We start from the raw sequence: 12,824 nt of genomic DNA, 5'->3' as shown, positions 1-12,824 counted from the left end.
ATTATACCACCTTTTTTCTAAATCTATACTATTATTCTAGACTAGAAAGCTTAAGTTCACCTTAAGAAAAGTTAATGTCTACCTTAAACTTACATATTTGTTATTAAGTTAGAAACACCTCAAAGTTCTCATTAATAAACATGAGAGCTTGAAGATTACAATTAATAGTTGAGCTAGGAACTATATTTACTTAAATAAATCCTTAATATTCTCTAACGACATATCTTTAAGTGCATTATATTCGTTGATATCTTCTCCAATTATCTTTTCTATAACTTTTTTCTTTCGTCTTTGTAGATCATATACTCTTTCTTCTATCGTACCTCTAGTTATAAGCTTAATTACCTCCACAGTATTCAATTGACCAATTCTATGAGCTCTATCAGTGGCTTGCTCTTCGATTGCAGGATTCCACCAAGGATCATAATGCACCACAACTTCCGCACCAGTTATATTAAGTCCTGTTCCTCCTGCTTTAAGGGATATAAGAAATACTACAGAATCTCCATTATTAAACTCTTTAACTAATTTGGTTCTATCTCTTATCTCCGTGTCACCATCTAGATATAAGTAATCTATGTAATTGTCCTCTAAATGAAGTGCTATATTTTTTAATACTGTTGTAAACGATGAAAACACTAAGACCTTCTTGCTGTTTCCTTTTGCATTTTCAATTATATTCATTAATGCTTCTAGCTTGCCATTTTGTCCTTTATATCCTTCTACGAGGACTGAAGGATCACTGCAAATTTGTCTAAGTCTTGTTAAAGCCCCAAGAACCTTAATCTTTGGTACATCTATACCTTGCTTTTCAAATTCTCTTAGTGCTGCCTTTGAGTAAGCTGCATATATCTTTTTTTGCTTATCTATCATATCTACAGAAATTGAATACTCAATCTTAGGTGGCAGTTGCTCTAAAACCATATTTTTTGATCTTCTTAGTATAAATGGTTTTATCTTTCTGTTCAGCTCTTCTAATGCACCAGTATCTCTATCCTTCATTATAGGCGCCTCATATCTAGTAGAGAAATTCATCTTATTCATTAGATATGATGGCATTACAAAATCAAAAATAGACCACAAATCTCCTAGATTATTTTCTATTGGGGTTCCAGTAAGGGCAAACCTTGTGACCGCTATGATTTTCTTTACACTCTTTGCATTTTGAGAGTTATAATTTTTTATATTCTGAGCTTCATCAATTATACACACAGAAAATTCTTTATCCTCATAAAGTTCTATATCCCGTCTTAAAAGAGCATAAGAAGTGACAATAACGTCATATTGCTTATATTCATTAAGTATTGTTTCTCTAAATCTTTTGTCACCTTGAACTACTGCAACCTTCATATCTGGTGCAAACTTTTCAAATTCATCTTTCCAATTATATACTAATGAACTAGGTACAATTATTAAAGAAGGTTCATTCATCTGAAGAGATGACAAGAAAGCTATAGTTTGAAGAGTTTTTCCGAGCCCCATTTCATCTGCAAGAATCCCTCCAAATTTAAAAGAATGAAGCATATTAAACCACTTGAATCCATCCTTTTGATAATCTCTCATTACAAAATCAAACTTATCTGGCATATTAAAATCAGAGGTATCCATATTTTTAGTTTTTGAGTACAACCTATCAAAATCTATAGTATTTTCTATGAATCCTAAGTCATTTTTTTCAATAATGTCTCCTATGTAATACCCCTTATAGGTTGGAACCTTGAAACTACCACTAGTAAGCTCATCTTTTTTCACTTCTGCATAATTAATTATTTCTTCTAGAGCTTTTAATTCTTTCTCCTGAAGAGTTATGAAGTTTCCATTTTTAAGTTTATAATATTTCTTTTTTTGTTTTATAGAAGTGAATATATGCCATAATTCTCTATTATCAACACCTTCTATTGAGAAGTATATTTCTAACAGACCTTTATCGCTTATTCTAATAGACCCCTTATAGCTATTAGGTGTATATACCTTTAAACTTTTAAAACTCTCCGAATAATATACCTCACCAACACTTCCCAGGGTTACTACTCCCCACCTTAAGAACTCTACTATTTTTTCTTCGTCTTCTAGAATCAATCTTTCTTCTGAAAGAAAACCATAACTATATACCTTCTGAAGGATTTGTTGCTCTTTTATTCGATCTCTAATAATCTCTTTATAATCATCTGTTTGTTCAAAAGAATCAAACTCGTGTTCACCATAGCAAAAGTGCACATCTAAAAATATATTTTCATTATCTCTATCTATATAAAACTTAGCTTTTAAAGGTACTACACTTAGTTCTTCCTTAGAAATCTCATCTATATTTACAGTACCACTATGTTTATTTAGCATTGGCAATACTGTAGACATAAGATTATTCCTATCTCCCTTATCAAAGGTTATATAGTCTTCTTTCTTTAAAATATCAATTATAGGCCTTAGAACTTTCATACTTTGCTCATCAGGAAGATATATCTTATTATTTAAAAATAAAATGTCGCCTTTGGAAGTTAATGCTAGTGGTATATTATCACCATAAGCTAACCTTATTGTATCCTTATGAGAATTTAATACGAAATTCATAGGATTATTTTCTTTAACAATCCTTACATCACTGTACTCCCGTCCATTAATTGTACAGTCAATAAATTCCTCACTTAATATAATAAGCACTCTTTTTAGTTGAGTTAAAGATAAATATACTCTTCTTCCTTCTATCAGTCTCATATTGGGTGTAGAGTAATTATATAAACTTCTAGTAAGCCTATCATTCTCATCTATTTCTTTAATGACATCTATGATCCCTTTGTATTTTTCAGAGAATATATGAATGTCTCCACAAAAATCGAAATTCTTAGAAACACTTATCTTTTTCCTATTGTCATAAGCATCTAAAAAATCTTTTATATCTCTTACTAAAAAGTTCTTTTCCTTGCCGATTTTTATTTCCATTGAGCTTTCGATTAAATTGCTTTTATTAAACTCCAGCTTAACCTGTAAGCTAAGCATTTCTTTTCCTCTACTCTTACCAGAGGCTAAATTCATGTCACTAATAATTCTTTGAACTTGAATATTACTTTTTTCATAGGCTATGTCTTTCTGCTTTTCTCTAAAATACTTTACCATTACAGCAGCAATATGCTCACATATACCTTTTCTTCTATAATCATTATGAAAGAAATTACAGTCGCAATTAAAGCTTGTGAAACCAACATTATCGTTTAGAGAAATACGTATGTTATATCTATTTTTATTAGCTCTTGATCTGACAAAAGTCTCAATAAAATATGAATTAGCTCTATTTCCTTCTGAAGGTTTTATATTAATAGAAAAATCCTCTACAAGCCCACCTTCATAATGTTGTATTCCCTTTAAATATTGCCTTTTATCTCCGTAACTTAATATAGACTTTTCTTCCATAATTATAGCAATTCTCCGTTTCTAGGTTTTATTTCAGACTAGTGGATTACGCACTTATAAATCCCACTTGTTATCTTCACCACTGCTCGAATATATAATTTTCTCAAATATTCATTTACTTATCAAGCATAATTACTTTTCAAATTACAGCTTGGATTTAACCTTGTCTATATAAATAAATATTAGCTATATATATCTTTAACTGAATTATACTTTGAATAAAGAAAAAAATATACTAATTATTTAATGAATATTTCTAGGCATTATTCTAAAAATATACTATTGTTACCAAATAACTCTAGAAAAATATCGTATTTTATGTAAAAATAATACTTGTTAAATATAGTATAAATTTCCTTTTAAATATAACTATGAAAGGCGGTATTCTATGAAGGATAAAAAAGAAAAAAAATTCAAGCTATTTAATAGATTTAATTCAATTATAGTTATTATGCTTATCATCTTTGTATGTATAATATCCAGATTGATATATCTTCAAATATTTAGATATGATTATTATACTGACAAGGCTAATACACAAGCTAGAAGATCTCTTCCTGAAAAAGCTCCTAGAGGAAAGATCTATGACTCAAATGGAAATATCTTAGCCGATAATAAAACTGTATATAATCTTACCTTCACTACAACTGATGACTCATCCAAATACTTTTATGATACTATGAAAACGGTATTTAAGTTATTAGACGAGCGAAAAGATGAACAACAAGACAATTTCAATTTAAAGCTTGATAATAACAATAAACCGTATTTTGACTTTAGCGGCAGTTCGGATGATACTAAGAAGGCTCAGGAAATAAGATTTAAAAGAGACCGCGGGCTTAACGATCTAGTAAAAAGAAACATTTCAGAATTGAAAAACAAGCAAGAACTTACAGACGCAGATGAAGATAAAATAAATCAAGAATTGCTTAAAATCAATGCAGAAGATACTTTTAACTACCTTCTAAAATTCTATACTATGTATGATATATTAAACCCAACTGCTAAAGAAAGACAAAACTATAAGCAATATTATACAGATAAAGAAATATCAAATGCATTATTAAAAAAGTACTCTATTAAAGATTTAAGAAGATTCATGATTGTTAAAGATGCGATAAAAATGCAGAGTTACTCTGGTTTTAAGCCAGTTACTATAGCATACAATATTCAAAAAGATAGTTCATATATATTCTACCAAAAACTTAGTGACCTACCTGGTATAGATATATCTGTAGAACCAATGAGAACTTATCCTTATGCAACTGACTATAATTTAGCATCTGGGGTAATAGGGTACATATCATCTATAGATAGCAGTAAGAAGGATCGCTATGAAGAAAAGGGATATGATCTATCCACTGACCTAATTGGTAAAGCAGGCATTGAATCTGCATTCGAATCTGTTCTGAAGGGAAACACTGGAGAAACTATAGTAAAGGTAAATTCTCAAGGTAGAAAAACAGAGGAGCTCTTTAAATCTGAATCTAGTCCTGGAGAAAATGTACATTTAACTATAAATAAAAATATCCAGTATTCCGTAGAGCAAACTCTTAAAGATAGATTAAACTATGTAGCTACTCAGTATGTTGATCAGCAGGATAACAAAAAAAGTAACTTTAATGCTACAAGAGGAGCTGCTATAGTCCTTGAGGCTAAAACAGGAAGAATATTAGCTTTAGCAAGCTATCCTGGGTACGATGCAAATATAATTTCAGATCCTAATGCTCTTACTCCAGAAATATCTAAGCAATATTTCTCTCCTGACTATGATAAACTTGGTCAGGAATTTATAAACAAACATCATTTAAATAAAACTATAGATGAATTATTTCCAAAGGATAAGAATGGTGTTAGACAGGATAAATATGATCTTTTACCTAAACCATTTTATAATTATGCTACTATGGGACTTATTCCTCCTGGATCCACCTTTAAACCACTTACCTCATTAGCAGGTCTTCAAGATGGGGCTATAGACTCTAGAACAACAGTTAATGACACTAATGGTCCTTATACAAATAAACTATTAGGAACTCAACAATTTCATGATGATGGAGTTCATGGAGCTTCAGTAGACATAAAAAAGGCTCTGTCTGTATCTTGTAACTTTTTCTATTATGAAACTGGAATGAGGTTGTACGAAAAGAATGGTGGCAATATCTCAGCTTTGGATAGCTTGGCAAAATATGCTTGGCAGCTTGGTATGGGAAATGATCCAAACAGCAAAACAAAAGGAAGCACCGGAATAGAAATAGGAGAAAGCTTTGGTCAAACTTATAATTATCAATATAATAAAGATCAAACCTTAATGTATGGACGATTTGATCTTGTAGATGCTCTCGAAGCAGGAAACTATGAAGGTCGTAGTTTTGTACCTTTAGACATAGCTAACAAAGATGATGATAGTGATGAGTTAAAAGCCACAAAGCAAAAGCTTAAGGATTATATTTTTGATTATCTAAAAAACAACAAAAGTTCTAGTCTTACTGGAGTAAATCAATTTATAAAAGGATTAGATCCTCTATTGGATCAGCTTCAGAAGGATTCTAAAGTATTTAGTGATAAAGTAAAAAAATATACCGAGTCTGGAAAAAAATATTCTAATGCAAATGTAAGAGCTGCTATAGAACAATTTATTTATAATGAAAATGCTCTAATCAATACACCTGCTCAGCTAGTTTTAGCTTCCATAGGGCAGGGCGTTAATAACTTTTCTATAGTTCAAATAGCAAATTATATATCTACAATAGTAAACGGTGGAACAAGATATAAGGTTCACTTAGTAGATAGAATAACTGATTCAACTGGCAAAGTAGTTGAAGAATTTAAACCTGAAATACTTAACAAGATAGATATAAGTCCTACAAACCTAAGCTTGATAAAGCAGGGTATGGAAATGGCCAATACAGATGATTTAGGTACTGCAAGTTCTGTATTTAAAAACTTTCCAATTCCTACTGGAGGTAAAACAGGTACTGCTACCTACAATGAACAGATTCAAGATCAGATAGGTAGAAGTGCTTACGGAGTATATATCTCCTGTGCTCCTATAAATGACCCTGAGATTGTTGTGGCTGTTGTAATGTATGATGGAGCCCATGGTTTCTTAGGTGCCGATGTAGCAAAGGCTGCTTATGAAACATATTTTAAAGATAGACTTCAAAAGGATTATCCAAACTATCAACCAACATTCCCTTATACCTTTAACTCTCCAGTACCTGACAAAAAAGATGATACTATGAATAAGTAAAAAACAGTCTATATCATGAAATTCACTTATGATATAGACTGTTTTATTTTAAGTTTCCTGATCTTATTATAGATATTAAAAGCCATAAAGCAAAAATCCCTGATGCAAAATATCCTGTTATTCCTATAATTGATATATCTCTTATTCTAGGTCCAACATTAGAACCAGTTATTATTGATGATCCAATAATCATTCCTGCTACTATGAGACCAAAAACCAATCTATTTATCATCTTATTTAAATAATCTACAGACTTCTCCAAATCAGGAACTTGAAGATTAACCCTAGCTCTCCCTTGTATTACGCTATCAGACAGTTCAACTAGCTTTGAAGGAATTTTAATGCTGTCTCTTAGTATAGAATAAGCATTAATTGCAAAATCATCACTGGTCAGTTTATTTAAGATATAATGTTTATTCTTAGACTTAACAAAAGGTATAGCCACATCTAATATATTCATATCCGGAGCAATCTCTGCTATTACTCCTTCCAATATAACCATTCCTCTAACAAGTATCACAAGTTCAGTTGGTAACTGTATATTATTTCTTTCAGCAATATCAAAAACTTCTCTTAGTAGAGTTGATATTTTTATATTTTTTAAAGATATAGATAGATAGTTCGATAGCAGGTATTCTATGTCGTTATATAATATATGTTTATCTACTCTACCTTTTTTTACACCTACTGTCATTATAAAATCTATTATCTTGTCAATATCTTTTAGAGCTATAGCAACCATTGCGTCATTAAGAGAATCCCTTATAGAGTCTGCTAATTCTCCCATAAGGCCAAAATCTATAAAACATATCTTTCCATCTCTTATTAGAAGATTACCTGGGTGCGGGTCAGCATGAAAGAATCCGTCATTAAATATCTGTTTACAGTATGATAGAGCCAACTTTTTTGCTATATCTGTACGGTCATATCCTTCTTTAACTATACTATATATATCATTAATCTTAAAACCTTGTATATTCTCCATAGTAAGTACTCTCGTTGATGTAAATTGCTCAACAACATACGGTACAGCTACACACTTAACTTCTTTATTTAATTCTCTAAACCTGTCAATATTGTCCTTTTCCCTTTCAAAATCTAACTCTTTGCTAGTTGCATCCATAATTTCATTCAGTGCTTCTACTGGATCGATAAGCATACCATTAAATCTTGTCTTGGTTAACTTTACAAGTCTCTTTAAAATAGATATATCCAGTTCCATCTTCTCACGAATATTTGGTCTTTGAATTTTTATTACAACTTCTCTTCCATCTTTCAAAACGCCTTTATGTACTTGAGCGACTGATGCTGATGCTAAAGGAACGCTTTCTACATATAAAAAGACATCATCCATACTTAGATCAAACTCCTCTTGAAACACCTTTGCAATAACGCTAAAAGCTTCCCAAGGCACTTCATCTTGTAGCTTAGAGAGTTCTTTTGTATATTCTTCATCTAATAAATCAGTTCTTGTACTGAGTATCTGACCAATCTTTATAAAAGTTGGCCCTAGCTCAATAAAAGCTTTTCTAAGATTCTCAGGAGACTTATTATCAGCTGGTTTCATTGCACTATTAACTAAAAAACCAAATCCGTAGTAAGCAAATACCTTTATTATCTCCCTAAACCTTTTTAGTGTTTCTTTTCTCATAGTTCACCTCAATGTTATAAAGGTAAATGGAGGTTATTAACCCCCATCGTATTATTTATTCTTCCTTGCCCTCATCAAGCTTTTCCATAAGTTCCGAAAGTTTAGTTTCTAAAAATTCAACTCTATCCTTTAAACTATCAAATTCCATTCTAGTTGGAATATCTCTGTCTTTCAAATCTGAATTCAACTCTTGTTTGGTAAGAGGTCTAATATCATCGATTTTGTCCATAACCTTATTAGTTGTAGTTGAAGCTTTTCCTTTAAAATCTCTCATTAGCTCTTCCGATAATTCTTTACCTTCATCTACTGTTATTTTCCCCTTTTCAACCATTTCATTGATAATCTCATTTGCCTTTTCATAAGTAGTTGCCACTGCACCCACTCCAGCTAGCATAACTTTTTTTAGTTCATTAAACATATAATCATCTCCTCATAAATCAAGTTTTCATTTTAAACTCGTTAGCGCATTTTCTACAAGTCACAACTATCTTCCCTTTTCCTCTTGGAAGCCTTAACTTTTGACTACAGTTAGGACATTTTACTATTTTGTAATTTTTTCTTTCGTTGTACCACACAGATGCCTTATCTCTATAATTGCCAAAACTAAAGCCTTTATTACCATACGACCTTCTATTTCCATAATTATTTCTATTATTAATTAAATTTCCTAACTTACTTCTTAAAAAACTTTCAAATCTTAGTGCTTCATTACTTCTTTTTGTTATATCTCTTGATAAAACTCTGTAAACGCCATATCCTATCAAAACCAATCCAATTCCATACGTAATTACATTTCTCCATATAGAGAACATTAATCCCAATAAAACTAATATTTTAGACAAGAGATCAAAACCATATCTTCCTTGAAAAAAGCCCATAAAATTTCCTCCTATAAGCAAGCAGCTAAAAGTTTTATATATTTAAAACTACTTAGCTGCAATTTATCTGTCTGCATATATTATTTACTTGTGCTATAGATCTTTTAATCCATACCCAATCTTTATATATTCTAAAACTTATCTGTTACACATAAAGTTTTCAATGTCTTCAACAGATTTTATCATGTCCTTTGTAAGTACTTCATTGCCAGCTTCTGTTATAAGGACATCATCTTCTATTCTTACCCCAATGCCTTCCTCTTCTATATATATTCCTGGTTCTACCGTATATACCATACCAGGTCTTAAGTCTACATTTCTCTCACCAACATCATGTGTATCTAGTCCTAGTCCATGACCTATACTATGCCAATAGTAGTTTCTAACATCTTTCTTATCCTTTATAAGTCCTAACTTAATACATTCTTCTGCTATTAAGTCAGTAGCCTTATCATTTATTTCCCGGAAATTAACTCCTGGTTTCAAGGTTTCTATAATAGCTTCATTAACTCTAAGTACAGCTTCATATACTTCCTTTTGTCTATCAGTAAATCTTCCGCTTATAGGAAAAGTTCTAGTAATATCTGCATTGTAATAATTATATTGAGCCCCTAAGTCAAATAATATAAGATCATCTTCCTTTATGGTACTGTTGTTTTCAACATAGTGCAGAATTGTTGCGTTTTTTCCTGCAGCTGCTATTGTTTTAAATGCAAAATCCTTAACACCATTTTTCTTTAAATGAAAGTCAAAATATGCTTCAAGTTCATATTCTTTTAACCCTGACTTTGCATTTTTCATTAATGAGTTTACACCTTCAATAGTTATATCGATGGCTTTTTTCATTTCTTGTATTTCTTCAGGAGCCTTTATAGTTCTAAGCTCTGAAATTAATCCATATGCATTTTTTATATTTATATAAGGATATCTTTTTGATATATCCTGAACAAACTCTTCTAATAAGGTAATTCTCTCTTCAAAGCTTCTTCTTTCTAAGTCTAAATACAAAGCTTTTACCTTACCTGAAGATAATTTTTGATTTATAGTGCTATTAAAATCTTCTAAATATAAAACCGTTTCAATTCCTGACAGCTCGATTGCTTCAGCTTCTCTTACAGTCTTACCAACCCACTTTTCTTTAACTGGGTCTGGTTTTTGTATAAATAAAATTTCCTCTTCAACTCCATTTGATTTGAAAAGCACTACCTTATGTTTTTCTTCATTTATTCCAGTAATATAATAGAAATTTCTATTTGGAGTAAATGGATATAGCTCATCCGCTGTTTTTTTAAGTGCTTCTCCAGCTAAAAGTACAACCATTGCTCCATCTTCAAGTTTATCAAAAATTCTCTTTCTATTATTTATAAAAATATCTCTCTTCAACCAAATCACTCCTCTTGCAATTAACTTTAGGTATAAGTACCCAATCAGTATTCCAACTAAAATTTCTGAATATTTAAAGTTAACTGATAATCTTATATTTATTGTAATTATATCATAAATTATTCCATAGCAAATAGTTTTACCTTAATAACTCCTTTTAAACAATCTATTTGCTTTATTAGTGCTTTTACATCAATCTCAAGTCCAGATATGTCAACAGTTATGGTAGCAATAGCAATCATATTCATTGGTATGTCTTGATTTATAGTAAGGACATTTCCCTTCATCTCTGCTATCTTATCTAAAACCTTTGATAATATTCCAGCTTCGTGACTCATGCTAACTGCAAGAGTTATCTTTTTTGAATTGATACTTTCACTCATCGGAAACACATGATCTTTATACTTATAGTAAGCACTTCTACTTATTCCAACTTGCCTTATACCTTCAGTAATATCTTTTACTTCCCCAGTATATAAAAGTTCATTTACTTTTAAAACCTTTAAAAATATTTCTGGAATTACTCTTTCACTGATCACATAGTATATATCCCCTGCCATATGCTCCACCTTCTTTATATTATATAATTATAATTATAGCATATAAGGATAATATTTAACAAAATTCGTATATATATCAATTTAAATCTTATATTTTCTTAATAACTTTTTAGTTTTTTTATAAGATTAATTTTCTTGTATTTTTCTTGTATAGCAAAAAAGCCTCGTAAGTTATATACCTACGAGTTTCTTTTAGTTGGGCACTATAGATCTTTTATTGAATTCTTAATGTTTTTTTCTACACTAATAAATTATAAAATAATAATAAGCAACTATCACAAAAGTGACTAAAACATTGAGCGATACAGTGATTAAAGCTTTAAGGCTAGACATTTTTACCTCCATTTTTCAACACAAAAATTTGCTCAAATAACTATTTAGAAGTATTAAGTTATCCATACAGTGAAAATCACAAAAAATCTGAGGTTTGGGAACAAATATAAATCAACTTCTAATGGTGGAATCATCTATCTATTCAGAAAAAACAAATACCTATCAATACATTTACTAGTCCAAATAATACTCCATAACTAATATAACCGAGATTGTAATTATCATATGTTGTGCTTAGTATTATAAAAGTACCTATAAAAATAATCCCACTGTATATTCTATTTCTTTTCAGTTTGCTAGTGAAGTTTTGAATAGGAACAAACAACTTCAACATGCTCTTATTTAATGCGAAAAATATTATAGAAAAAATAACTGTTGAAATGATTATTGTAATCAACAACTTAAACCACATACTCAGTACTTCCATATGACACCTCTTAAATATTGAATTTTCCCTATTCCATAAGAATAACAATTTAATATTATCATTTAATATCACTATTGATATCTATATATACTGAAACAGCTAATTTTACTTCTAAATGAGTTGTAACTAGATATGGTTAAACTTATAATTTTTCATATTTCAATTTTTCTAATAACTCTTTTGTATAAGTTTTTGATAAATAGCACGTTTGTCCATCTTTCATATATATGAGCTTTTCTCTTTTATTTACTAACTCAATGTTATCTATATTCACAATGAAAGATTTATGGCACTTAATAAATCTTTCATCTAAACATTCCTCTACATCTTTTAACTTACTATAAAATTCTTTACATCTATTAATGCAATTAACTTTAAGTTTATTTTTAATTGTTGTAGTTTCAAAGAATAATATATCTTTGAATTCAATCTTTGTTACAGATCGTCCATCTCTTATTATAAAAAACTTTTTATTTTCATCTCCATTGAGAGATTCTTTTTGTATCTTTATTAGAGCCTCACTTAATTCCTTAAATTGATTTTCCCTTGAATCTTTAATTATATAATCAAATGCTTCTACCTTATATTTAAAGGTTAAGTAGGCAAGTTCCGAATGACTCGTAATAAATATTAAGAAAGATTGCGGATCCTTATTCCTTATTTTATCAGCCAATTCTATTCCGTTTATGTCAGAATTAAGGTCTACATCTAATACATATAACTTAACTTCTAAACTTTCATCAGCAACCTTTAAAACATCATAAGGATTATCAGTAGACATATAAACATTCATCTCAAGATGATTTTCTTTTATTATACAATCAATATCCCTCAATATATCTATTCTTTGCTTTTCATCATCTTCGCATAATATTATATTCATATACTTTATTCGCCTACCTTTCTTACAATCTTAATTTGATATCGTTACAGT

Annotated in this window: 8 protein-coding genes; 1 reads left to right on the top strand and 7 read right to left on the bottom strand. The window is 30.1% G+C overall.

Annotated features, from left to right (window positions below):
- Positions 1-186 precede the first annotated feature (186 nt).
- Positions 187-3,405: an SNF2 helicase associated domain-containing protein gene (locus OCU55_RS14390; protein ID WP_261852999.1), complete on the bottom strand. Its 3,219-nt coding sequence runs from the start codon at positions 3,403-3,405 to the stop codon at positions 187-189.
- A gap of 388 nt (positions 3,406-3,793) precedes the next feature.
- Here OCU55_RS14390 and OCU55_RS14385 point away from each other — a divergent pair, with 388 nt between their 5' ends.
- Positions 3,794-6,658, top strand: coding sequence for a penicillin-binding transpeptidase domain-containing protein (locus OCU55_RS14385; RefSeq protein ID WP_261852998.1), 2,865 nt, complete (start codon positions 3,794-3,796; stop codon positions 6,656-6,658).
- 43 nt (positions 6,659-6,701) lie between these two features.
- Here OCU55_RS14385 and OCU55_RS14380 read toward each other — a convergent pair whose 3' ends face one another.
- From OCU55_RS14380 to OCU55_RS14355, 6 genes are all read right to left on the bottom strand, one after another.
- The gene (locus OCU55_RS14380; RefSeq protein WP_261852997.1) at positions 6,702-8,309 is read right to left on the bottom strand and encodes an ABC1 kinase family protein; all 1,608 of its coding nucleotides are present in this window, start codon (positions 8,307-8,309) and stop codon (positions 6,702-6,704) included.
- Between the two features lie 55 nt (positions 8,310-8,364).
- Complete coding sequence (locus OCU55_RS14375) at positions 8,365-8,727, bottom strand: phasin family protein (RefSeq protein WP_261852996.1); 363 nt, start codon at positions 8,725-8,727, stop codon at positions 8,365-8,367.
- A gap of 19 nt (positions 8,728-8,746) precedes the next feature.
- Positions 8,747-9,187: a hypothetical protein gene (locus OCU55_RS14370; RefSeq protein ID WP_261852995.1), complete on the bottom strand. Its 441-nt coding sequence runs from the start codon at positions 9,185-9,187 to the stop codon at positions 8,747-8,749.
- Between the two features lie 138 nt (positions 9,188-9,325).
- Positions 9,326-10,570 (bottom strand): aminopeptidase P family protein, encoded by a 1,245-nt coding sequence (locus tag OCU55_RS14365; protein ID WP_261852994.1) that lies wholly within the window; start codon positions 10,568-10,570, stop codon positions 9,326-9,328.
- A gap of 119 nt (positions 10,571-10,689) precedes the next feature.
- Positions 10,690-11,130, bottom strand: a complete 441-nt coding sequence (locus tag OCU55_RS14360; RefSeq protein ID WP_183279349.1) for an ACT domain-containing protein — start codon at positions 11,128-11,130, stop codon at positions 10,690-10,692.
- A gap of 902 nt (positions 11,131-12,032) precedes the next feature.
- Positions 12,033-12,773 carry a LytR/AlgR family response regulator transcription factor gene (locus OCU55_RS14355; protein WP_261852993.1) on the bottom strand — a complete coding sequence of 247 codons (741 nt, stop codon included), beginning with the start codon at positions 12,771-12,773 and terminating at the stop codon, positions 12,033-12,035.
- Positions 12,774-12,824: the final 51 nt, after the last annotated feature.

Source organism: Clostridium folliculivorans, assembly GCF_024341905.1.
Lineage (GTDB): Bacteria > Bacillota > Clostridia > Clostridiales > Clostridiaceae > Clostridium_AR > Clostridium_AR folliculivorans.
The sequence above is the reverse complement of the archived record's forward strand: the minus strand, read 5'-3'. Positions and strand labels throughout refer to the sequence as shown.

Excerpts from the sequence above, each read along its gene's own strand:
- OCU55_RS14375 (WP_261852996.1), bottom strand. The coding sequence starts at position 8,727 with ATGTTTAATGAACTAAAAAAAGTTATGCTAGCTGGAGTGGGTGCAGTG.
- OCU55_RS14355 (WP_261852993.1), bottom strand. The coding sequence starts at position 12,773 with ATGAATATAATATTATGCGAAGATGATGAAAAGCAAAGAATAGATATA.
- OCU55_RS14370 (WP_261852995.1), bottom strand. The coding sequence starts at position 9,187 with ATGGGCTTTTTTCAAGGAAGATATGGTTTTGATCTCTTGTCTAAAATA.
- OCU55_RS14380 (WP_261852997.1), bottom strand. The coding sequence starts at position 8,309 with ATGAGAAAAGAAACACTAAAAAGGTTTAGGGAGATAATAAAGGTATTT.
- OCU55_RS14360 (WP_183279349.1), bottom strand. The coding sequence starts at position 11,130 with ATGGCAGGGGATATATACTATGTGATCAGTGAAAGAGTAATTCCAGAA.
- OCU55_RS14385 (WP_261852998.1), top strand. The coding sequence starts at position 3,794 with ATGAAGGATAAAAAAGAAAAAAAATTCAAGCTATTTAATAGATTTAAT.
- OCU55_RS14390 (WP_261852999.1), bottom strand. The coding sequence starts at position 3,405 with ATGGAAGAAAAGTCTATATTAAGTTACGGAGATAAAAGGCAATATTTA.